The sequence below is a fragment of the Bacillus sp. B4EP4a genome (assembly GCF_006680105.1).
GTDB classification, from domain to species: Bacteria; Bacillota; Bacilli; order Bacillales; family DSM-1321; genus Peribacillus; species Peribacillus simplex_E.
This window is the reverse complement of record NZ_VHIK01000045.1, coordinates 57022-81210: the sequence shown is the minus strand read 5'-3', so window position 1 is coordinate 81210 and position 24189 is coordinate 57022. Positions and strand designations below refer to the sequence as shown.

21 protein-coding genes and 1 pseudogene are annotated in these 24189 nt (G+C 43.9%); 19 read left to right on the top strand and 3 right to left on the bottom strand.

Annotated features, from left to right (window positions below; genetic code table 11):
- Positions 1–352: 352 nt before the first annotated feature.
- Positions 353–484 (top strand): annotated as a pseudogene (locus tag FNK51_RS27805) (YjcZ family sporulation protein); the annotation flags it as partial.
- 109 nt (positions 485–593) lie between these two features.
- Here the strand turns inward: FNK51_RS27805 and mleCBF are convergent.
- Entirely contained in the window at positions 594–1436 is an 843-nt protein-coding gene (mleCBF, locus tag FNK51_RS20990) for a CBF family alpha/beta fold macrolide esterase (protein WP_141994557.1), read from the bottom strand.
- Between the two features lie 301 nt (positions 1437–1737).
- Positions 1738–2514 (bottom strand): 3-hydroxybutyrate dehydrogenase, encoded by a 777-nt coding sequence (locus FNK51_RS20985; protein WP_061464627.1) that lies wholly within the window; start codon positions 2512–2514, stop codon positions 1738–1740.
- A 256-nt stretch (positions 2515–2770) separates the two neighbouring features.
- On the opposite strand from FNK51_RS20985, the gene FNK51_RS20980 reads away from it, so the two are divergent.
- The 7 genes from FNK51_RS20980 to FNK51_RS20950 all read left to right on the top strand — a co-directional run bounded on the left by FNK51_RS20980 (position 2771) and on the right by FNK51_RS20950 (position 11781).
- Positions 2771–3718 carry a 3-hydroxyacyl-CoA dehydrogenase family protein gene (locus FNK51_RS20980; RefSeq protein ID WP_141994556.1) on the top strand — a complete coding sequence of 316 codons (948 nt, stop codon included), beginning with the start codon at positions 2771–2773 and terminating at the stop codon, positions 3716–3718.
- Positions 3715–4890: an acetyl-CoA C-acetyltransferase gene (locus tag FNK51_RS20975; RefSeq protein ID WP_141994555.1), complete on the top strand. Its 1176-nt coding sequence runs from the start codon at positions 3715–3717 to the stop codon at positions 4888–4890. The genes FNK51_RS20980 and FNK51_RS20975 overlap by 4 nt, the downstream gene beginning before the upstream one ends.
- 64 nt (positions 4891–4954) lie before the next feature.
- Complete coding sequence (locus tag FNK51_RS20970; RefSeq protein WP_141994554.1) at positions 4955–6625, top strand: sigma-54 interaction domain-containing protein; 1671 nt, start codon at positions 4955–4957, stop codon at positions 6623–6625.
- Positions 6626–7587: 962 nt separating this feature from the next.
- On the top strand, positions 7588–8973 hold the full coding sequence (locus tag FNK51_RS20965) for a GntP family permease (RefSeq protein WP_098372478.1): 1386 nt from the start codon (positions 7588–7590) through the stop codon (positions 8971–8973).
- A 32-nt stretch (positions 8974–9005) separates the two neighbouring features.
- Positions 9006–9701: a CoA transferase subunit A gene (locus tag FNK51_RS20960; RefSeq protein ID WP_141994553.1), complete on the top strand. Its 696-nt coding sequence runs from the start codon at positions 9006–9008 to the stop codon at positions 9699–9701.
- Positions 9702–9718: 17 nt separating this feature from the next.
- Entirely contained in the window at positions 9719–10366 is a 648-nt protein-coding gene (locus FNK51_RS20955; RefSeq protein ID WP_185150873.1) for a 3-oxoacid CoA-transferase subunit B, read from the top strand.
- Between the two features lie 497 nt (positions 10367–10863).
- The gene (locus FNK51_RS20950) at positions 10864–11781 is read left to right on the top strand and encodes a peptidoglycan-binding protein (protein ID WP_286178807.1); all 918 of its coding nucleotides are present in this window, start codon (positions 10864–10866) and stop codon (positions 11779–11781) included.
- A gap of 178 nt (positions 11782–11959) precedes the next feature.
- On the opposite strand, the gene FNK51_RS20945 is transcribed toward FNK51_RS20950, so the two are convergent.
- On the bottom strand, positions 11960–12472 hold the full coding sequence (locus FNK51_RS20945) for a GNAT family N-acetyltransferase (RefSeq protein WP_483296135.1): 513 nt from the start codon (positions 12470–12472) through the stop codon (positions 11960–11962).
- 171 nt (positions 12473–12643) lie between these two features.
- Here FNK51_RS20945 and FNK51_RS20940 point away from each other — a divergent pair, with 171 nt between their 5' ends.
- The 11 genes from FNK51_RS20940 (at position 12644) to FNK51_RS20890 (ending at position 24175) form a co-directional block, all read left to right on the top strand.
- Positions 12644–14125: a sigma-54 interaction domain-containing protein gene (locus FNK51_RS20940; RefSeq protein ID WP_286178806.1), complete on the top strand. Its 1482-nt coding sequence runs from the start codon at positions 12644–12646 to the stop codon at positions 14123–14125.
- Positions 14126–14385: 260 nt separating this feature from the next.
- Positions 14386–15822, top strand: a complete 1437-nt coding sequence (kamA, locus tag FNK51_RS20935; protein WP_141994563.1) for a lysine 2,3-aminomutase — start codon at positions 14386–14388, stop codon at positions 15820–15822.
- Between the two features lie 2 nt (positions 15823–15824).
- Positions 15825–16091, top strand: a complete 267-nt coding sequence (locus FNK51_RS20930; RefSeq protein ID WP_158226085.1) for a YokU family protein — start codon at positions 15825–15827, stop codon at positions 16089–16091.
- A gap of 65 nt (positions 16092–16156) precedes the next feature.
- On the top strand, positions 16157–17020 hold the full coding sequence (gene ablB / locus FNK51_RS20925; protein ID WP_141994550.1) for a putative beta-lysine N-acetyltransferase: 864 nt from the start codon (positions 16157–16159) through the stop codon (positions 17018–17020).
- A 13-nt stretch (positions 17021–17033) separates the two neighbouring features.
- Positions 17034–17264, top strand: a complete 231-nt coding sequence (locus tag FNK51_RS20920; protein WP_061464616.1) for a ferredoxin — start codon at positions 17034–17036, stop codon at positions 17262–17264.
- Positions 17265–17334: 70 nt separating this feature from the next.
- Positions 17335–18702, top strand: a complete 1368-nt coding sequence (locus FNK51_RS20915) for an aspartate aminotransferase family protein (RefSeq protein ID WP_141994549.1) — start codon at positions 17335–17337, stop codon at positions 18700–18702.
- Between the two features lie 10 nt (positions 18703–18712).
- Positions 18713–19411 carry a CoA transferase subunit A gene (locus FNK51_RS20910; protein ID WP_141994548.1) on the top strand — a complete coding sequence of 233 codons (699 nt, stop codon included), beginning with the start codon at positions 18713–18715 and terminating at the stop codon, positions 19409–19411.
- Entirely contained in the window at positions 19396–20058 is a 663-nt protein-coding gene (locus tag FNK51_RS20905; protein ID WP_141994547.1) for a 3-oxoacid CoA-transferase subunit B, read from the top strand. The genes FNK51_RS20910 and FNK51_RS20905 overlap by 16 nt, the downstream gene beginning before the upstream one ends.
- Positions 20059–20077: 19 nt before the next feature.
- Positions 20078–21259 carry a thiolase family protein gene (locus FNK51_RS20900; protein ID WP_141994546.1) on the top strand — a complete coding sequence of 394 codons (1182 nt, stop codon included), beginning with the start codon at positions 20078–20080 and terminating at the stop codon, positions 21257–21259.
- A gap of 11 nt (positions 21260–21270) precedes the next feature.
- Positions 21271–22596, top strand: coding sequence for a peptidase (locus tag FNK51_RS20895; RefSeq protein WP_098372465.1), 1326 nt, complete (start codon positions 21271–21273; stop codon positions 22594–22596).
- 115 nt (positions 22597–22711) lie between these two features.
- Positions 22712–24175 carry an amino acid permease gene (locus FNK51_RS20890; RefSeq protein ID WP_260399736.1) on the top strand — a complete coding sequence of 488 codons (1464 nt, stop codon included), beginning with the start codon at positions 22712–22714 and terminating at the stop codon, positions 24173–24175.
- Positions 24176–24189: the final 14 nt, after the last annotated feature.

Here is a 24189-nt window from a genome sequence, read left to right as displayed (position 1 = left end):
AAGGGAAATGAAAATTTTAGAGAAAGATATTGACATCCTATTAGCTGGTTTACTTCAATAAGGCAAGTTTTGAGGCAGCCTTTTTTTATGTCACTAAAATACCAGGGGAGCAAGACAGCCGAAGTGTTTTCGAACTACGTAATATAGTAGCTAACCCTGTTCCTTCTTCAGCCGAAACTGGGAACGTCAAGTTGGTTCATGGATCGGCGATATTTTTGAACGAGATAATTGGATTCCCAAATGGTCTAGTGGGGTTGATAAAAAAATTCCGGTGATTTTTGTGTCATTATCCTAATTAGAACATAACATGAATTAACCCATTTAATTTTTTCCTCCTAAAACGAATAAGGAGATGTTTCTATTGTCAAGTTGTGGTCATGAATCAAGTTGTTGTAATGATATTGGTGGATTTGGTGGCGGCTTCGCTTTTATAGTCGTTTTGTTTATACTCTTAATCATCGTTGGAGCTTCTTGTTTCGGCGGAGGTTACGGCGGAGGTTACGGCGGCGGCCCCGTACAAGGATATGGCGGTTACTGCTAAATAGTATATAAAAAAAGCCGACCTTTATTGGTCGGCTTCTTTTATGACTAATTTATCGCGAAGTTAGCTTAATGATTGAATCGATAATTTCATCCCAATCTTCACTATGAATCTCATGTCCCGATCCATCAAGAGTCACTAATTCTGCATGAGGGATGGCTTTTGCAAGGGCAAGTCCGTGCTCGTATGGCAAGGCTGGATCTTCTGTGCCATGAATAATGAGGACAGGAACGGATATCTCACCCATTCTATCAAAATATTCGTCTCCGCCAGCAAGCAAAGCATGATTAAATCTGCTCGGTAGTTGTTTGGCGCGGTCCGCCTCTCTTTTTGCCAGTTTATACATTCTTTCCTGCTCATAAGGTTTGGAACCGGCTAAAGTTTTCCATCCATCCGCAAGAAAAGCGATGACCGCCTCCCGATTTGTCCAATCCATGAAAGCACTCTTCGCATGATGATCCAATATGCTTTGGTCCATTGGAGGCAGTTTTTCCATTACAGTCCCGAACACACTTGATGCAATTAGCGTAAGCGTAGTTACGCGTTCCGGATATCTTAATGCAAGAATCTGGCCGATCATACCGCCTAGGGACATCCCGACGATAGACGCCCGCTCTATGGAATAAGCGTCCAGGACACCCGCGGCATCGTCAGCCATGTCCGTTATTGTATAGTTGGAGGTACCGGGTTCATAACTGACCGATCGTCCGAGATCCCGATGATCGTACCGAATGACAAACCTCCCTGAATCAGCGAGGCGGAGACAGAAGTCATCATCCCACCAGTCTAATGAAGACATCGCTCCCATGATCAAAAGCACAGCAGGGTCCTTACGGTTTCCAAAACTTTCTGTACATATATCCACTTTATTTATTTTCAGTATCTGTTCACTCATGTTTTTTACCTCCGTATTAAATATTATCTAATAGCCGCTACCATGGCGCAGATCAATAAATTCTTTCCGGAGCATGATGATTGGCCTGCGCTTTTAATTATCGCAGTCTAACCCACTTAATAATCATGACGAGGCCTCCTTTTATATTTGTGAAATGGGAATTATCCCTATATTACTGTAACATGTGCGAAATCTTTGCACCACCAAATTTTTCCACATTTCTAAGAAGACAGAAAACCCCGAATACAGAGCACCTTTTTGGTGTCATTTATTCGGGGTTTATTGCAGATGCATTTTCCACTTATTGAGCTGTATATCCGCCATCTAACACGACTGCCTGGCCTGTGATGCCCCGTGCTTTGTCGCTTGCGAGGAAAATGGCGTAGTCGGCAATTTCACTTACATCGAGTAAGCGGTTTTGTGGGACAAGTGGATAGATGACCTCTTCCAAAACGCTTTCTAGCGGGACTTGTCTTGTTTTCGCCAGATCCTCCAATTGACCGCGGACGAGAGGTGTGTCTACGTATCCTGGGCAAAGGGCATTGACGGTAATGCCAAAAGAGGCGCTTTCCAAGGCGGCGACTTTCGTTAATCCGATTACACCGTGTTTGGCACTATTGTACGCTGCTTTGTTGGCAAATCCAATCAGGCCGTTAATGGAAGAGATGTTGATGATTCTGCCGAAGCCTTGTTCTTTCATGATCGGCAAAACGTTCTTAATTGAAATGAATGGCGCGGTCAGCATGATTTTGATCATCAGTTCGAATTTTTCAGTTGGAAACTCCTCGATAGGAGCAACATGCTGAAGGCCGGCGTTATTGATGAAAATATCTATTCGTCCGTATTTGTCTTTAGCTTGTTTGATTAGTTGGATAATATCTTCTTCACTTGTTACGTCTGCTTTTAAGCCGATAACTTCCAAGCCTTTGTTCCTTAGGTCTAAAGCAGCTTTTTCAACTGTGTTTTGGTCAAGGTCGGACAAAACGACCTTTGCGCCATTTTCAGCGAATATCTTTCCAATCTCAAAACCGATTCCTCTAGCAGATCCGGTAATTATCGCCACTTTATCTTTAACCATATTACATTCCTCCAATAAAAAATGTAATGGTCCAGGTCTGTCATTTTATGTCGTAAATAGGGAATATTTCACAAGGTAAACTCCATTGGAAATATAAAGGGAAGGTTATAAAAATATGGTTTAGGTTAATGAGTAAGAGTCTATCATGATTTTCAAGATAAAAAAAGAATTTTATTTCCCCCTATCGTTGGCATAAATATTGCATAGATAAAAAGGTGAGTAAATATAGGTAATTGAAACGGAAAGGGGAAGCTGGATGATTAAAAAAATAGCCATTATCGGTTCAGGTGTAATGGGGAGCGGGATCGCTCAGTCTTTTGCAGTTAGCGGATATTTCGTCACCATTAACGATATAAAGGAAGAGTTGCTATACCATGCCCAAAATCGAATTTCTGAGAATCTATCACTGCTCATTGAGGAAGGGACCTTGACTGATCAGGAAAAGCAAGGTGCTTTAGCGAATATTACGTATAGCGTAGATTTGGAAGGGGCTGTAAGGGATGCTGACTTTATCATTGAGGCGATTCCGGAAGTCCTCGAGCTGAAGTTAAATCTATATCAGCAAATGGAGGAAATAATCAAACCGGATGCCATTGTTGCTTCAAATACATCGACCTTTCCGATTTCTCAATTGATGGAGAAGGCCTCGTTTGCGGACAGAATGGTCATCACGCATTTCTTTAATCCTGGCCATTTGGTTCCGTTGGTTGAAATTGTTAAGCATGACGAAACAAAGCCCGAAATCGTCAAGACAACAATGGATTTAATGCGTAAAATCGGCAAGTCTCCGATTCTCTTGAAAAAAGAAATAGCAGGATTCATCGCCAATCGTCTTCAGACTGCCTTGATGCGCGAAGCCTTTTATCTATTGAAAGAGGGCGTTGCCGATGCTGAGGATATCGATACGGCGATAACGGCTGGACCAGGTTTTCGATGGGCATTTACTGGGCCGATCGAGATTGCTGATTTTGGCGGACTGGATACATGGCAGCGCGTTTTTGATAATGTTTCACCGGTATTGGATCAAAGTAAGGAAGCCCCTGATTTGATTCGTGATTTGGTGGCTAAGGGAAAGCTTGGGACGAAGTCGGGAGAAGGGATTTTTACGTATGAAGGATCTGCCGTTTCCCAGAAAATCAATGAGAGGGACCGTAATTTTATTAAACTAGGAAAATTAAAAATGGAGAAGGAGGAAGTATTATGAGAGAAGTAGTGATTGTAGGGGCAGCAAGAACACCAGTTGGTGCGTTTGGAGGCAGTCTTGCCAATGTGTCGGCGGTTGACTTGGGAGTTGTGGCCGCCAAGGAAGCGATTAAGCGGGCAAATATCTCGGCTGACATGATCGATGAGGTATTGGTAGGGAATATTCTATCTGCTGGATTAGGGCAAAATGTGGCACGTCAGGTTGCGATTCATGCAGGGATTCCGGAAACAACGCCGGCCATGGCCATTAATAAACTTTGCGGATCTGGCCTCCGTACGGTAATAATGGGAGCGCAATTCATTGCCCTTGGTGATGCTGATGTGATTCTTGCCGGGGGGATTGAAAGCATGAGCAATGCTCCATATTTACTTCCAAATTATCGTTTTGGACAGAAAATGGGTAATGCCGAAGCAGTCGATTCCATGACATATGACGCCTTAACGGATGTTTTTAATCAATATCATATGGGCGTGACTGCGGAGAATATCGCCGAGCAGTGGGAAATCAGCCGTGAAAAGCAGGATGAATTTGCTTTAGATAGCCAACTGAAGGCTGAAAAGGCACAGCTTGAAGGAAGATTTGCAGATGAAATCGTACCTGTTGAATATAAACGCAGAGGAAAGGCGGTCTTGGTGGACCAAGATGAACACCCGCGTCATGGGCTGACGATCGGCCAGCTAGCGAAGCTGCGTCCTGCTTTTAAGGAAAATGGAACGGTTACGGCAGGAAATGCATCCGGAATCAATGATGGGGGTGCGATGTTAGTCCTGATGTCTAAAGAGAAAGCGGACGAACTGGGACTGGAAGCATTAGCAACCATTAAGTCATATGCAAACGCCGCGCTTGATCCGAAAATCATGGGATACGGTCCAGTGCCTGCGACAAGAAAAGCTTTGGCAAAAGCGGGATTGACAATAGATGATCTTGATTTGATGGAAGTGAATGAAGCCTTTGCGGCCCAATCACTAGCCGTGCTTAAAGACCTTGAACTGAAGCCGGAGAAAGTGAATGTAAATGGCGGTGCTATTGCCCTGGGTCATCCGGTAGGTGCTTCCGGTGCCCGCATCTTAGTGACTTTATTGTATGAAATGAAGCGCAGGGCTGCAAAAACCGGACTTGCCACATTATGTATCGGTGGCGGACAGGGAACTGCGCTGATTGTGGAACGGTAATGACTTGGCCTCATTTTCCTATGATATAATGGAGGAAACTTCAGACGGGTTAAGGAGAATAGGAATGGCCAGCGATAATAAAACTATTCAATTGGAATTAGTGAAAGCGATATTGGAAGAATTGCCTTTCGGTGTTTTGGTATCGAAAAACGAAACAGAAATCGTTCTCTGCAATCGCGTATTATCCGAGGCTTTTGCTGAGAATGAATTTGATCTGCAAATAAATTTGATTATTGAAAAAAATCTTGTGCCAGCTGTAAATACTCCGATCCGTTTGAATGATAATAATGGAATTGTCAGAAAAGCCATCATTCAAATGGGTGATGAGGAGTATCAGATTTATCTCCTGTTATTTACAAATAATAAAAGTGATTTTCTTAATATCGATAATCATGAAGAACTTCTGTTTAAGGATATTATCGAATTTGCCTATGACGGCTTGGTGATGGTCGATACGGAAGGGTATGTCCAAATGCTGAGTCACGCTTATGCGGATTTTCTTGGCGTCGATCAGGAAAGCTCCATAGGGAAACATGTAACGGAGGTCATTGAAAACACCCGTATGCATGTGGTCGCCAAAACTGGCAAGCAAGAGGTCGCTGAATTACAAAAAATTAAAGATAATTATATAATTGCGACCCGCTCCCCGATAAGGAAACAAGGTAAATTAATAGGGGCGGTCGGAAAGATTCTTTTTAAGAATGTCGGGCAATTTACCGCTCTTTCCAAACGGATAAATTCACTTGAAGTAGAGCTGAAAAAGTACAAAGGTGATTTTCGCGAGAGAAATAAGGCCTCATATACGTTTGATCATTTGATGGGGAGAAGCACTGCTTTCATGGAAGTAAAAGGTCAAGCCAAAATTGCCGCTAAAAGCGACTCGAATGTGTTGATTTTGGGCGAAAGCGGAACAGGTAAGGAGCTGTTTGCCCATTCCATTCATAATGACAGCAGAAGGGCCATGGGTGTGTTTGTCAAAGTGAACTGTGCCGCCATCCCGGCAGAGCTGCTGGAGTCAGAGCTATTTGGCTATGAAGAGGGTTCTTTCACTGGTGCAAAAAAAGGCGGAAAAGCAGGTAAGTTCGAAGCGGCTGAAGGCGGAACGATTTTTCTCGATGAAATCGGTGAGCTGCCACTGCATATGCAGGTGAAGCTGCTCCGTGTTTTACAAGAAAAAGAGATCGAGAGGGTCGGTTCGACGGGAAGCATTCCGATTGATGTACGGGTAATCGCTGCAACGAACCGTAATCTGGAGGAAATGGTCTCGAAAGGGGAATTCCGACTTGATATGTATTACCGGTTGAAGGTCTTGCAAATCCAGGTTCCTTCCTTGAGGGAGCGACCGGAGGACATTGAAATACTGGTAAATCATTTTGTTGAAAAGTACCAGAACCTCATGAAAAAACGCGTAACGGGTATGAGTGAACAAGCTTTACGGCTGTTGCGTCTTTATAAATGGCCGGGTAATATCCGTGAGTTGGAGAATATCATTGAACGCGCAATGAATATTGTTGAAGAAGGGGAAATGATACGTTCCAAGCATCTCCCTAAAGAAATAACGGGTCATAAAGAATCAGTATCGATCCGCACTTTAGCTGAAGTAATGGACGAGACCGAACGGGCTGCAATAGTTTCATGTTTGGAAATGACTTCTGGTAATAAATCGGAAACGGCAAAGAGACTCGGAGTGAGTCGAACAACACTGTATGAAAAAATGAATAAATATAGTTTATGAATATAGAAAGTACCCTTTTGCCAAAGGGTTCAGACTGTAGACAAATTCGAAGAATATCGAGTTTGCCTGCAGTTTTTTTATTTTAAAAACGTTTCAGGTGTTTTCAGAAATCCGCTCCCTTTCCGCCAACTGTCTGCCAAGCCTCATCAAAGCAAGCGCCTCCGGGTCCCGGCAAGCCAGTTTTTCGGCAGGAGTGTCGCAAATTTCTTCAATCCAATGAGGGGTTTATAAAAAAACAATGAAGTAACCTAGTCTTAATCATGGTTCAGGATGAGACCAACCTACAGTTTTTTCTATAAAAAACAGTCCAGTAGATTGGAGCGGGTGTTCGAGACTCCTGCGGGAAATGCGCGTCTAGGGAGACCCCGCAGGCGCAAGCCGAGGAGGCTCCCGGGACCGCCCGCGGAAAGCGAGTACTTGAAGTGAACGTTTAAACAGCCCCTCCAAAAAAAACAGTAGGTACATTAGTGCATATTTTTCACTAGCAAATATTCGGGAGTGTTAGGAGATCCGTACATAAAATGAAAGGAAATATAAATGGTGTAAGAAAAGGTTTACACTTTTTTGAAGTTTATACGTATGTGTACTGAAACCTTGACAGTTTTAAGGGATTTTATTTATAAAAAGGGAAATAAAATGTTTGAAAAGGTATTAAAAGATGTGATTTTTCATTGTACTTAAGTTGGCACAATAATTGCATAATTACTTTAGTGGATGGCCTATCTGTCATTTTATATTGTGTTTCCACGTAAAATGAAAGGGGATTTCGTAATTCAGCAGATTGTTGAAAGCGTTCTCAATAATTGGAAACCACTGAGGAAGATCATTCAGCTTGACTTGGGGAAGGCAGGCTTGGATGGCAAAAGCGGAATAATTGAAAATATGGAATTTAGGAGATTAATAGTTTTACTTAAGGGCTTCCGAAATTATTTTGGGGCAAGGGGAGAAAAGGGGGAATTGAGTTGGTGATTCAAATTTTAGCCATTGTTGTGGCGCTGGGACTTTTAATCTTTTTAGCCTACCGGGGCTATCCGGTCATTATCATAGCGCCGATTGTTACTTTATTGGCGGTCATTCTATCCGGTGGGCATTTGCTGCCGAGTTATACAGAGACATATATGACGTTTGCGGCTAACTATATAAAAGCGTTTTTTCCGATATTTTTATTAGGGGCCGTATTTGGAAAAGTCATGGAGATGAGCGGTGCAGCTGCATCCATTGCCAAGACCATCGTAAAATCACTAGGCTCAAAGCAGGCCATTCTTGCTGTGGTGCTGGCGTGTTCGGCGCTGACATACGGCGGGGTTTCATTGTTTGTAGTGGCATTCGCCGTTTATCCATTTGCAGCGGCAATTTTTAAAGAGGCAGACATTCCAAAAAGATTATTGCCAGGAACGATAGCATTAGGCGCTTTCACTTATACGATGGATGCCCTTCCTGGAACACCTCAGATTCAAAATATCATTCCAACGAATTATTTCGGAACTGATACCTATGCAGCTCCAATAATGGGGATTATTGGCGCGATCATGGTATTCACTGGAGGAATGCTCTGGTTAGAGCGTCGCCGTAAACAAGCGTTGGCAAATGGTGAAGGCTACGGGGAAGGACATATTAATGAACCAGAAAGTGCAGAACAGCAAAACCTGCCTAACTTTTGGCTGTCCATCGTACCGCTCATCCTTGTCGTAGCGTTTAATTTTGCTTTCAGCCGGAGTGCCATTTCGGTTAAGCACTGGTATGATGCATCGATGTTGAAGGAAACTTTCAACATTGCCGATGTAAGCACAGTCACTTCATCATGGTCTTTGATTGTTGCATTGACAATCGGTATTATTGCAGCGATGCTTCTGAATGTTGGACGTATCAAGGTCAAATTGGCAAGTGGATTAACAGCTGCGGCAATGGGATCATTGCTTGCCATATTCAATACTGCATCTGAAGTTGGTTTCGGGAATGTGGTGAAAACTCTTCCTGGATTCTCGGTCATTCAAAACTGGGTGTTCGATGCAAGCGGCAATCCACTCGTATCCGAAGCTATCGCCGTCAATGTGCTGGCAGGGATTACCGGATCCGCGTCAGGTGGACTTTCGATTGCGTTAGAAGTAATGGGAAGTCACTATTTGCAGGTGGCTCAAAGTGTCGGAATCACCCCGGAAATGCTTCATCGAATTGCATCCATGGCATCTGGCGGAATGGATACGCTGCCTCATAATGGTGCCGTCATTACCTTGCTTGCCATTACTGGACTGACACATCGTCAATCTTACAAGGATATCTTTGCGATTACGGTTTTGAAAACAGTGACCGTGTTCATCATTGCTTTTGCAACTTCACTGTTTATTTAATAGAATAGTATTAAGAATGGAGATGATGGAAAATGAGTAAATTATTAACATCTTTTGATAGCGCTATTCAACAAATCGAGGATGGAGCAACCATTATCGTTGGCGGATTCGGATTAAGCGGAATACCAGAAAAACTAATCTTTGCTTTGCGTAACAAAGGTGTGAAGGATTTGACGATTGTCAGCAACAATTGTGGAGTTGACGATTGGGGTCTAGGTCTTTTGCTTGAAAATAAACAAATCAAAAAAATGATCGCTTCTTATGTAGGGGAAAATAAGTTATTTGAACAGCAATTTTTAAGTGGCGAGCTGGAGGTCGAGCTAGTTCCCCAAGGAACGCTGGCCGAGCGTTTAAGAGCGGGCGGAGCGGGAATTCCTGCCTTTTATACAGCTACAGGAGTAGGAACGGAAGTCGCAAAAGGTAAAGAACATAAAGAGTTTGATGGCCGCACATACATTATGGAAAAAGGAATAGTCGGAGATTTTGCCTTTGTAAAAGCCTGGAAAGCAGATCATTTCGGTAATCTTGTATATCGGAAAACGGCAAGGAATTTTAACCCTGTCGTTGCCACAGCAGGGAAAGTCACGCTTGTCGAAGTGGAGGAGCTCGTGGGCACAGGAGAGCTCGATCCAGATGAAATTCATACTTCAGGGGTTTATGTACAGAAAGTGCTTGTAGGAAATGACTATGAAAAACGAATTGAAAAACTTACAACTGCTAACGCATAAAAAGGAGGAGTATTCGAATGACTAGACAACTAATTTTAGAACGGGCCGTTAAAGAAATCCAAGATGGTATGTGTGTGAATTTAGGGATTGGAATGCCGACCTTGATTGCCAACATGATTCCAAATGACTTTAATGTCATGCTTCAATCGGAAAATGGCTTACTGGGAATCGGGCCTTATCCACAAAAGGATGAAGTCGATCCGGATTTGATTAATGCAGGAAAAGAAACAGTAACGGCAAAATCGGGGGCATCATTTTTTGATAGCGCTGAGTCGTTCGCGATGATTCGCGGCGGCCACATCGACCTGGCCATTTTAGGCGGGATGGAAGTTTCCGAGAATGGGGACTTGGCAAACTGGATGATTCCAGGGAAGATGGTAAAAGGAATGGGAGGGGCGATGGATCTCGTCCAAGGCGCAAAACGAATTGTTGTCATAATGGACCATGTGAACAAGCATGGGGAATCCAAAGTGAAAAAGAGCTGTACATTGCCATTGACGGGGGAAAAAGTCGTCCATTGCCTGATTACCGAACTGGCTGTTTTTCAATTTACAGAAGCTGGCATGGAATTGATTGAATTGCAAAATGGCGTAACACTTGATGAAGTGAAAAGTAAAACAGAGGCTGACTTTAAAATAAGCCCCTCTATTGAAATTAGAGCGTAAGTTAAAGAGATTAATAAAATAATTCATTAATAGACTACTTTCATTCGCAAAATGGGCGAACGGAAGCAGTCTATTTTTTTTGTCGTAAGGCTGTCATAAGTTGGGGGGATTCTAACAGGGGGGAGTTTATGCAGGATCGAAAAATGTCGTTTCAGATTATAGAACAAAGGGATTTTATCCAATTTTATAACTAAGTTGATTGAAACGGAAGTTGCGAGACTCCTGCGGGAAAAGCGTGTCCAAGGAAGACTCCGCAGTCGCAAAGAGTGCCGAGGAGGCTCCCGGACCGCCCGCGGAAAGCGAGTGCCTTACGTTCCGATGAAAACACTCGAAATTTACAGCCCCTCCAAAAACTGTAGGCTACAGTCTGAGACCGCAAAATGTGGTCTCTTTTATTTGGTTTAAAAATCAGCAATATGAAAATTTTCCATCCATGCTACTTTTCCATTAAAAAGGCTTATATAAAGCCTGATGGGAACTTAAAAGGAGGGATTACATTGACGGTAGCATTACGAACATTATTGGATCGATCAGTGAAAAAGATGGGCAAAGGGATGAATCCTGTGGTGAAGGCATCAGCATTGGAAATGGTGGAACGTGCTTATACTAAAGGAATCAATGTACAGATAAGTGCAGGCCATCGCTCTTTGGAAGAACAAGCTGCGCTTTATGGTCAAGGACGAGTTTACAGCTACAATGGAAAAAACTATAGCAATCTTGCTAAACCTATTGTGACGAACGCTAAACCAGGACAATCTTTTCATAATTATGGACTGGCCATTGATTTCTTCATTGTGAGTGATGATGGCAAGAGGGTGATATGGAAAGTTAATTCAAAGTGGCAGCGCGTGGCTGCCATAGGTAAGGATTTAGGCTTTAAATGGGGCGGGGATTGGAGTTCATTCAAGGATTATCCCCACTTGGAGATGACAGGCGGGTTATCTTTTACACAGTTACAAGCAGGAAAAGAACCGCACCTTACCTTCAAACTAGAAAAAATGGAAATGCCGAAAACCAGCAAAGGAGATAGTCATATAATTTCGATACAAAAAACGTTAAATAGCCGATATAAAACGAATATTGAGGGTGATGGGTTTTATGGTCCCAAAACTCGATCGGCCCTTATAAAAGGTTTACAAACGGAGCTGAATAAGCAATACAATAAAAAGCTAGTTGTCGATGGAAAATGGGGACCTAAAACCAAGACTGCAGCCGTCACCATAAAAAAAGGCGCTAGCTGCAATATCACATGGATCCTGCAAGCAGCGCTCTATATGAAAGGATATAACCCTGGGCCTCTTGATGGAGAATTCGGAAAAAATACCGAGACGGCATTATTCAAATACCAAAAGGCATGTAAGGTTTCTGCTGATAAGCTTGCAGGTCAAGAAACATGGAATGAATTGCTTACTTGATAGAGAATCAGATCACTAAACATCTAATGTGAATGAGAAATGATGGCGGATAGGATGCCATCCGTCCAGCCATGGGAATAATTCGACTTTCCCGGGAAATAATTCACCTAAACCCAACATGATTCGACATAACCCGGAATAATCCTTCCTTCACAAATCCGCTATTCATCTAAAGAATTCATTCAAGTTCCAAGCACCAATCATTGCATCGCATAAAGCTTCCTGGCGGGTATTCGAATTCACATTCGGAGATGAGGTTGAATTTAAGCTTGCGGCAAATTGCGTTTGATGCAGAATTATTGATCGAAGGGAATGCGTGAATGTATTTGTATTTTCGTTCGGCTTTGATTTTCTCTATCATTGCCTTCACGGCATGAGATGCGATTCCTTTTCCTTGAAAGGAAGGGAGGACGCTCCAACCGATTTCGTACACATTTTCATCGTTCCACACTTTTTGCCAGTAGCCAACGGAACCGGCTGCCTCTGTCTCTGGAAACGTGTTGATGCTAAACATGCACCCCTTATCTCCAATCTGTAGGTACCGTTGATGGCGTTTCATGATTTGTTCATTACTTTCTGGTCCGCCAAGATGTTCCATCATTTCTGGGGCATTTAGTTGAAAAAGCAATTCAAGGTCTTTATCTTCCCACGGTTTAATTTCTATTTTAGTTTCTTTGCTTCGATCTGAAATCCGACTCACCCCTAAATTTTATATTTTCTAATATAATCTTCTTGGCATAATGCGAGATTCCTTTTTTTGAACTTATTATTCTATTACCTTTGTATTGAAGTTTGATTTTAATAAGAATAAAGAGATGAATGTTTCCCATTAAATGCTATAATTTACAGGTGATTCTATCAGATGACAGAGAACGGAGATGAAGAAATGAAATCTTCAGTAAATCAGTTTTCCACTCAATTTGAATGGATATTGAATGTGATCAATGTGGGTGTCCATATTGTGAATAAAGATGGGGACACGGTATTTTACAATGAAATGATGGCACATATCGACGGGCTTGATCGTGAACATGTGCTGGGGGAAAATATTTTTCAGCTTTATCCTTCATTGACTGATGAATCCAGTACGCTGAATGTAGCATTGGAAAAAGGCAATGAAACGATTGAGTCCATTCAAACATATGTCAATTTAAAGGAGAAAAAAATAACGTCGATTAATAGTACGTATCCTTTGTATGAGGATGGTGAAATTATAGGGGCAGTGGAAATCGCAAAGGATATTACGAAGGTCATGAATATGTACGACCAAATTGTCGATTTGCGTTCCCAGCTGGCCGAGACCCATAAGAAAAGTAAGTTCTCTGAAGGGACGGCGACCTATCATTTTAGTGATTTGATTGGTAACAGCCATGCTTTTCAGCAAGCGATTTCATTGGCGAAAAAAGCGGCTCGTACCCATTCCCCAGTCATGATTTATGGACCTACCGGGACAGGGAAAGAACTGGTTGCGCAAAGTATACATAATGTAAGTGCTCAGCGAAATCAGCCTTTCATCGCGCAGAACTGTGCAGCTGTTCCAAAGGAATTGATGGAGGGGCTGTTGTTCGGCACGACGAAAGGGGCTTTTACCGGAGCTATGGATCGCATGGGCATTTTTGAACAGGCAAATGGCGGAACTCTTTTCCTTGATGAGCTGAATAGCCTCGACCTCGGTCTGCAGGCAAAATTACTGCGAGTGCTTCAGGAAGGTGAGGTGCGCCGTGTTGGAGGTTCGAAGGAGCAGAAGGTTAATGTGAAGATCATTGCTGCGATGAACATATCTCCAGAAGAGGCGTTGGAGCGGGGAATCATTCGCTCGGATTTATTTTTCCGCCTGAATGTCGTGACGATCCAAATGCCTTCTCTTTTGGAGCGTAAAACGGATATTCCGGAAATCGTCGATCACTTTATTCAAAAGTTCAACAAATCATTTTTTACCGAAGTGCGCGGGATCAGTCAAAAGGCGATGCAGCGGCTTCTTCAATATCAATGGCCAGGAAACATTCGTGAACTGGGACATGCCATCGAGTTGACCTTTAACGTCATGGACGCAGGGGAAGATATGATTGATGAACATCATCTTCCTGCTTATCTTTTCCCTTCAGGAAATTATGCTGTAGCAAATGCGCAGAGCCATCCTTCCCCATTGAAAAACAAGATTGATTTACCTGTCGTTCTTGAAGAAATGGAAAGGGAAATGATCATCAATATGTTCGAGAAATATAACGGAAATATCAGCAAAACGGCAGAAGCCCTCAATATTAAAAGACAGGGACTGCAATATAAGTTAAACAAGTACGGCATTGAAAAAGTTTATACGGCAGGATCGAAGGAATCAAAGTGAATGCAGGTTTTTTCACTTTCTTGATCATGTTGTAACGAAGAGGGCTCTTGTGTAAAGAGACCCTCTTTTTTGATTTTTTACTTGGTGCAAAGAATCTGGCTGCAAAAAATTATGCGTATTGAAAAATTTCTTGCGACTTTAAGCTCGGTTTGCCCCCTTTTTCCTACGTTTTCCTTGTTATTCATGTTGGCATCATTCTTGCGAGAGTATATATATAAGTTCTTACAATAAAGGGGGCATTTTAAATGAATTTGATGGGAATGGATGTAAAACATAAAGAATACCTAGGTGGACGCAGGCATTATAATGATATCGAATTGTGGAAGGATGTAACGGAAGAGCAGTGGAATGATTGGATCTGGCAATTGACCAATACGATTAAAACACTGGATGATCTGAAAAAGGTCGTCAACTTGACACCGGATGAAGAGGAAGGAGTCCGGATTTCGACTCAAACGATTCCGTTGAACATTACGCCTTATTATGCTTCATTGATGAATCCCGATGATCCTCGCTGTCCGATTCGTTTACAGTCGGTACCGCTTTCGGCAGAAATGAACAAGACTAGATATGATTTGGAGGATCCGCTGCATGAGGATGAGGATTCCCCTGTTCCAGGATTGACGCATCGATATCCGGATCGCGTTCTATTCCTTGTAACGAACCAATGCTCCATGTACTGCAGATATTGTACGCGACGCCGTTTTTCAGGTCAGGTTGGCATGGGTGTTCCCAAGAAGCAGCTTGACGGGGCGATTGAATATATCCGTAACACTCCTGAAGTGAGGGACGTGCTGATCTCTGGTGGAGACGGCCTGCTTATCAATGATAAGATCCTTGAATACGTATTGAGTAACTTACGTGCCATCCCGCATGTGGAAATCATTCGGATCGGAACACGTGCACCGGTCGTTTTCCCGCAGAGGATTACAGAAAATTTATGTAATATTCTGAAAAAGTATCATCCGATTTGGTTGAATACGCATTTCAATCATTCACTTGAACTGACGGATGAAGCGAAAAAAGCATGTGATATGCTGTCGATGGCAGGCGTGCCGCTTGGTAATCAGGCAGTCATCCTGGCTGGAATCAACGATAGTGTACATATCATGAAAAAGCTTATGCATGACTGTGTAAAAGCAAGGGTAAGACCTTATTACATTTATCAATGTGATCTATCTGAAGGGATTGGCCATTTCCGGGCGCCGGTTTCAAAAGGACTGGAAATCATTGAAGCGCTGCGCGGCCATACATCAGGATATGCAGTGCCGACCTTTGTGGTGGATGCTCCTGGCGGAGGCGGAAAGATTGCCCTGACTCCGAATTACCTTCTTTCGCAAAGTCCGGATAAAGTCGTTTTACGGAACTTTGAAGGAGTTATCACAAGCTATCCGGAGCCGAAGAATTATGTTGCCGGCAGTGCGGATGCTTACTTTGATGAAGTGTATGGTACTGAGGATAGGAAAGAAGCCGTCGGGATTTCAGCTCTGATGACGGACGAGAAATTTAATTTGGTGCCAGAGGGCCTTCGTCGTCTTGACAAGAGAAAATCGTATGAAAGCACAGATGAACATGCTTCCTTGAAGGATCGCCGTGATAAACGGGATGAAATGAAGGAAAAATTAAGGTTAGCACAAGAAAAAAAGAACGCCATGGCCGTTAGTGGCTCTGTTAAATCTGAAGGCAAGGAGGAATGAAGATGGATTGCTTGTGGTGCAACACCCCGAACGTGGAAGAAAGTGAAAAGAAGGATTGTTACTGGATCATGCCTGACGGGAAACGCTCTATAAAAGTCCTTCAAGTTCCAGCCGTGAACTGTCCTGAGTGTGGAATCTATGTGTCTGATTCGATGAATCAAAAGGTGGATGAAGCCTTATCTATATATGATGTGAGTGAATATCCTGATGAGTTCACGTATGATCAGCTTCTTCAGGCACCTATCAAAAAATTATTCAATTGGAAATAGAATGCCGGGAGAAGCGGATGATATGCATCTCTTCTCCCGAATTCTTTAAATAAGGGGGGTACATAATGCCAGTTCAAAAGCTGCCTTTTTTCACCCAAGTGGAGACTGGGGATTGTTATACGATGGAACTCTATCATGATCATGCCAATCAGCGCTTACGCATGGATGATTATCGGGGAAATATCAAAAAAGCGATCGATCGGGCCCTTGCCATCGCAAAGGAGCAGGGCTTCACTAAAGTGATACTTAAAGCCAGAAATGAAGAGCTATCAGCGGCATTGGGTCAAGGATTCATGCTGGAAGGCATATTGAGCAAGTATTTCAAAGGGAATGATGCTTATTGCATGGCCTTCTATTTAACGGATGAAAGGCGAACAAGCGACTTTTGGGTCAAGGAAGATAAAGTCATCCAAGATGTAAGTAGGATTCCTAGGGTGATGGAATCTCAGCAAATACCTGAGGATTATATCCTCCGGTTTGCTACGGTTGAAGATGCACAAGAGCTGGCGAAGTTATATGGTGCCATTTTTGAGACCTATCCTACACCGATGAATGATGAGCGATATATCAAAAAAGTGATGGAGGAAGGCACGATCTTTAGTGTTATCGAATATGAAGGAACCATCGTGAGTGCTGCATCCGCTGAAGTGAATGAGATGTATCATAATGCTGAATTAACGGACTGTGCAACGATTCCCCAACATCGAAAGCATGGTTTCATGAAGGTGCTCATCTCCGCATTGGAACAAGAATTGTTCAGGAAAAATATTTATTGCTCTTATTCATTAGCGCGATCATTGTCAATGGGCATGAACGCAGTCTTTCATCAGCTGGGATATGAATATGGAGGCAGATTAACGAAGAATTGCAATATTTGGGATAAGTATGAGGACATGAATATTTGGGGTAAAGATTTATCCGTCAAGTAGGAGGATTGTTTCTATGGCTAAATACACGTGGGTTGATAAAGAAACCTGTATTGCGTGCGGGGCATGCGGTTCAACAGGTCCTGAGATTTATGACTATGACGATCAAGGGATCGCTTTCGTCATCTTGGACGATAATCAGGGTATTGCCGAAGTTCCTGAAATCCTGCATGATGACATGCAAGATGCTATGGAAGGCTGCCCTACCGAATCCATCCTGATTCAGGATGAGCCTTTTAGTTGGTAAACTGGTTCTGGAAATTAATTGATTAATAGAATATTGCACAGTGGGTACGAACGTTAAAAGGAGAGATGACATGACACGCAATTATTTGATTAAGCCTACTTTAGATCATCACTATCCCACTATCTCTCATGGGAATGGAATTTATCTTTATGATATAGATGGAAATCAGTATATAGATGGATCATCAGGAGCGGTCACAGCAAGTATTGGCCATGGTGTAGTAGATGTTGTCGAGGCAATGACGGAGCAAGCCCGCAAAGTTTCTTTTGCATATAGGTCTCATTTTACGAGTGAAGCCGCAGAGGCATTGGCCAAAAAGCTAAGTGAGTTGGCTCCTGGGGATTTGAATTGGTCATTTTTCGTGAATAGTGGATCGGAAGCGACCGAAACGGCGATGAAAATCGCGATTCAACATTGGCAAGAAAAAGGGTTTGAGCGAAAAAACCGCATCGTCTCCAGGTGGACGAGTTATCACGGGATCACGATGGGCGCTTTATCGATGTCCGGCCATGTACCAAGAAGAAAGCGTTTTGTTCCGCTATTGGAGGATTTCCCTAGCATTTCGGCTCCCTACTGTTATCGCTGTCCTTATAATAATGAAACTTCCGGATGCAAGCTCCAGTGTGCAAATGAACTGGAGACAGCCATTCAAAGGGTTGGCTCCGAGAATATCGCCGCCTTCATCGCAGAACCGATAATCGGGGCATCCGCTGGTGCTGTAACACCGCCGGATGGCTACTATCAAAGGATTAAGGAAATCTGCGAAAACTATGACATTCTTTTTATTGCCGATGAGGTAATGACGGGAATCGGACGGACAGGAAAAATGTTCGCGATGGAACACTGGGGAGTCACTCCGGATATCATCGCATTGGGTAAAGGAATGAGCGCAGGCTATACTCCAATGGCAGCCACAATGGTTACTGACCGTGTCATGGAGCCCATTTTAAAAGGCTCGAAATCCATCATGGCTGGACACACATATAGTGCAAACCCTCTATCTGCGGCCGTTTCATTAGAAGTGCTTTCCTACATTGAGGGAAATGACCTGGTTCAGGCAGCGGAAGAGAAAGGTCAATATCTGTTTAAGAAGCTGCAAGGATTGGCTGAGAAATTCGACATCATTGGTGATGTAAGAGGGAAAGGGCTTCTTCTTGGGCTTGAGTTTGTCTCCAATCGAATTTCAAAAACGCCATTCGACTTGCAAATCGGCCTGACTACAAGGCTTGTCAATAAGGCTTTTGCTAAGGGGCTGTTGATCTATCCTGCTGCAGGTGCGATTGAAGGAATTGCTGGCGATGCGGTTATCATATCTCCGCCATTAATCATTACGAATGAAGAAATCGATACCCTCGTCAAGATACTGGAAGCTTCCCTCGAAGAGTTGCAGCAAGAATTGCACACGGAAGGTTTGATTGAGGACATGCAGGCTATTTAGGAGGAACGATATGAAGCAGGTCATTATGAAGAAAAACAAAATTGTGACCATGGAAGAAGCATTAGAGCATATTTCCGATGGATGCACACTCATGTATGGCGGGTTTGGCGGAGTGGGGACTCCTCCGACACTCGTACAGGGTATCCTTGACAAGGGCGTCAAGGAATTGACCTTGATTGGCAATGATACTGGATTCCCTGACATCGGCATTGGACGGCTTGTGACTGCTGAAAGGGCAAAGAAAGTGATCGCCTCGCATATCGGTTCCAATCCTAATGCCGGCAGGCTCATGACTGAAGGAAAGCTGCAAGTAGAATTTTCACCGCAAGGGACATTAGCCGAACGGATTCGTGCTGGCGGTGTAGGCTTAGGCGGGATTTTTGTCGATGTCGGGATTGGTACGATAGCCGAAGAAGGCAAGGACAAGATGGTGATAGAAGGAAAAGAATACTTGGTGGAAACCGCTTTGACGGCTGAAGTCAGCATCGTCCATGCCAAAAAGGCAGATTCGCTGGGGAATTTAGTGTACGACAAGACTGCATGTAACTTCAATCCGCTGGTAGCGATGGCTGGAACCTTCACGATTGCGGAAGTGGAGGAAATCGTTCCTGTAGGCGAATTGGATCCTGAATGTATTGCCACACCAGGCATTTATGTAGATATGGTGATTCCGACAAAAGGGGTGAATTGGAAATGGGCATGGCAGTAGATGTACGAAATCGCATCGCGAAACGCGCCGCCAAGGAAATCCATGACGGATTGATCGTCAATTTAGGCATCGGCATCCCTACCTTGGTGGCCGACCATATTCCTCAAGATATCCATGTGCTGTTCCATGCGGAAAACGGAGTTCTCGGTACGGGGCCAAGCCCTGATCCCGGGCAAGAAGATCCTGCCCTCTGTAATGCGGGAGGGTTCCCGATCACCACTGTAATGGGAGCTTCATATTTTGATAGTGCAACAGCATTTGGAATGATCAGGAAAGGATACATCGACATCACCATCCTTGGAGCCCTGGAAGTCAGTGAAAAAGGGGATTTGGCGAATTGGATCGTCCCAGGAAAGCGGGTGCCGGGTATGGGCGGGGCAATGGAGCTTGCCCAGAAAGCCAAAAAGGTGATCGTCCTGATGAATCATGTGAATAAGCAGGGTGAATCGAAGATATTGAAGGCATGCACGCTTCCATTGACGGCAAGGCAGAGTGTGGATTTAATCATTACGGATATGGCTGTCATGGAGGTTACAGAAGCGGGGTTGGTGCTGAAGGAAGTCATGGCGCCATATACCGTGGATGATGTGATAAGGAATACAGAGGCGACATTGAAAATCCATGCTGCTGTCAACACCATTGAATAGGTAAGAGGAGGAAAAAAGCATGAATGAGGTTGTCATCGTTGCTGGAGCGCGAACTGCAGTTGGATCCTTTGGCAAATCACTACGGAATGTTAAAGCTACCGAATTGGGCCGTCAAGTATTGGAAGGTTTAATGGATAATTCCGGGTTAGGTAAAGAAAAGGTAAATGAAGTGATTTTCGGACATGGATATGTCCACGGAGGCGGACTTAACTCGGCCCGTATTTCGTCGCAGATGGCTTGTTTCCCACACAGTGTCCCAGGCCACGTTGTAATCAAAGCATGTGGATCAGGTTTAAAGGCCATTACCAACGCCGCTTTAACTATCGCCGCTGGTCAAGAAGACGTAATCATTGCCGGCGGAGTGGAGAGCATGAGCAATGTGCCTTATATCGTGAAAAATAGATGGGGCGGTAAATTTGGAAACGTAACGATGGAGGATGCTCTGCTGGCAGATGGATTAATATGTTCCTTGGGAAATGAGCATATGGGAATAACTGCCGAGCGCTTGGCTGAAAAATACGGTATCTGTCGTGAAGAACAGGATCAATTTGCTTATCAAAGCCACAAGAAGGCTTGGAAAGCTATAGTAGAGGGGCGCTTTGATAGAGAAATTATTTCGCTTAAAATCAAGGATCGAAAAGGACTTCAAATCTTCAACCATGACGAAGGGGTACGCGAGGACATTCATCTAGATCAACTAGCCAGTCTTCCAGCAGTATTCAAAAATGAAGGAACCATTACGGCAGGAAATGCCTGTCCTATGAATGATGGAGCTGCAGCTGTACTATTAATGTCCAAGCAGCAAGCAGAAGAAAAGGGATTAAAACCGCTCTTGAAAATAAAGGCTTTCGCCAGTGCAGGAGTTGAACCTGGAGTTATGGGGATTGGACCCGTACCAGCGACTCGAAAGGCATTGGCAAAAGCAGGTCTATCGTTAGAGGATATCGGACTGATTGAACTTAATGAAGCCTTTGCTGCCCAAGCACTTGCAGTGATCAAGGAGTTAGATTTGAATCAGGATATTGTCAATGTCAATGGAGGGGCAATTGCACTTGGTCACCCTGTAGGAGCAACAGGTGCAAAATTGACAGTCACACTGATGCATGAAATGTTGCGTTCACAAGTTAAGTATGGAATGGTAACGTTGTGTATGGCAGGTGGGATGGGACTTTCAGTAATCTATGAGAATATGTGTAATTAAGGAGGATAAATGTGCCGGATATAAAAAAACGGATAAACCAATGGATCAAGGATCATCGGGAAGAAGGAACAACCCTATTGCAAAAAATGGTTCAAGCCCCAAGTACGCAAGGAAATGAAGCAGGGGCACAGGCCATCGTCGCCCAAAAGCTGCAGGAAATGGGTTTGCAGATCGATAGTTGGGAACCTGACGGCGGCGAGCTGAAAAAGCATTCTTATTTCTATTCTCCACGCAGTGAATTTTCCAACAGCCCCAATGTGGTAGGTATCATGAAAGGGACTGGAGGCGGACGTTCCATCATTTTGAACGGACACATCGATGTGGTTCCGGATGGGGACCGGGAGCAGTGGGACGACGACCCTTATAGTGGAGCGATTAAAAATGGAAGAATGTTTGGTCGCGGTGTAACCGATATGAAGGGTGGAAATGTATCGCTGATCCTTGCGATGCAGGCATTGAAGGAAAATGGCATCCAATTAAAAGGAGATGTCATTTTTCAAAGTGTGATTGAAGAAGAAAGCGGTGGGGCCGGAACCTTGGCGGCCGTCCTGAGGGGATATAAAGCAGATGCCGCCCTGATCCCTGAACCGACGAATATGAGGATCTTCCCGAAACAGCAGGGTTCGATGTGGTTCCGAATCCATGTTAAAGGACGGTCAGCCCATGGCGGAACAAGGTATGAAGGCGTTAGTGCGATTGAAAAAAGCATGACTGTCATCAATCATATTCGTGCCTTGGAAGAAAAGCGAAATGCACGTATCAGTGATCCGCTTTATCAGAACACGCCTATTCCGATTCCAATCAATCTAGGTGTCATTGAAGGCGGTAATTGGCCGTCATCCGTCCCTGACCTTGTGAAAATCGAAGGAAGGATGGGCGTTGCGCCGGAGGAAACGATGGAGCAGGCGAAGGATGAAATGGCGGCCTGGTTATTACAGCTGGGGGAAGTGGACCAATGGTTCAAGGAAAACCCGCCCGTATTGGAATGGTTCGGGGCACGCTGGGTTCCAGGAGCAATTGATGTAGAGCATGAACTGATGAATGCGCTTGTTCATCAATATCGGCAAGTTGCCGGACAGGACCCTGTCATTGAAGCCTCCCCTTGGGGAACGGATGGGGGATTGCTGACACATGTCGGTGAAACGCCTGCAATCGTTTTCGGGCCAGGAGTAACCGAGGTTGCACACTATCCAAATGAATACATCCTGCTCGACAACGTGTTCTCAACAGCCGAAATCATTGCCCTTACATTAATTCAATGGTGTGGAATGGAGCCTGAGCAAGATGGGGTCACCCAGGCCGGGAATAGGGAGACGATACCAGGCAATGGCAATTAAACTGGATAGTATCCCAGCAAGTGAAGCGAACTATTAAGACTTTCACAAAGCGGTTGTTAAAAACTCTTTTATTTCTTGAACTTTTAACTTTAAAAGAAAATGAGGTAGGAACCATATGGACATGAATCTCATTGATAATCAAGAACCGACAGTTAAAAGGAAACTGAAAGCAAGGCATATGACCATGATTGCCATTGGCGGTTCAATAGGAACCGGATTATTCCTGGCAAGCGGGGCAACCATCCAGAGCGCAGGGCCCGGCGGTGCCCTTGCTGCCTATGCCTGCATTGGAATCATGGTTTATTTCCTTATGACGAGCTTAGGGGAAATGGCGACATATATGCCTGTGTCGGGATCATTTTCCACCTACGCCACACGCTTTGTTGATCCAGCATTCGGCTTTGCACTTGGCTGGAATTATTGGTTTAACTGGGCAGTCACCCTTGCCGTGGAAATAGCTGCTGCAGCCATCATCATGAAATTCTGGCTCCCTGATGTACCCAGCCTTATATGGAGTGCATTATTTCTTGGAATCGTCTTCACCCTCAACGCCCTATCCATTAAAAGCTATGGTGAATCTGAATATTGGTTTGCCTTAATAAAAGTCATTGCCATCATTTGCTTCATCATTATTGGTTTATTGACCATATTTGGGGTTTTTGGCGGAAAGGTGATCGGATTTGAAAACTTCACCATGGACGAGGCACCATTCAAGGGAGGATTTTTATCGATCATCTCTATCTTTCTAATCGCTGGATTTTCTTTTCAAGGCACGGAACTGGTTGGTATTGCTGCCGGGGAAAGTGAGAATCCCGAAAAAAATGTTCCGAATGCGATCCGCCAAGTATTTTGGCGCATTCTATTGTTTTACATCGGAGCCATCCTGATACTCGGCCTCTTGATTCCATATACAAGTCCAAGTTTGCTGAACGGGGATGTCGAAAACATTTCTGTAAGCCCTTTCACACTTGTCTTTGAACGGGCAGGACTGGCATTCGCGGCATCCGTCATGAATGCGGTCGTATTGACTTCCTTACTATCCGCAGGGAACTCGGGACTATATGCATCAACGCGGATGTTATGGTCGATGGCGAAAGATAAACAAGCTCCCCAATTCCTCGCCAAAGTCAATCGCAGGGGAATTCCGATGAATGCTTTGATTCTAACGGCATTAATTGGCGGGCTCGCCTTCTTGACATCCATTTTTGGGGACCATGTATTTACATGGCTTTTGAATGCATCGGGGCTAACCGGCTTCATCGCCTGGATTGGTATTGCAATTAGCCATTATCGCTTTAGACGTGCATATGTTGCACAGGGCGGTGATTTGAACGAATTGAAATATAAAGCAAAATGGTTTCCGCTCGGTCCGATCCTATCATTCGTCCTTTGCATGGGTGTCATTGCAGGGCAGAACTATCAAGCATTCCTAAGCGGCAGCATCGACTGGTATGGCGTCGCCGTCTCCTATATCGGATTACCGATATTTCTGGCGATCTGGTTAGGATACAAGATTTATCACAAGACCAAATTAATATCATTAAAAGATTGTCAATTTGATAAATCAGATGTGGCTTGATATGAATAGATAAA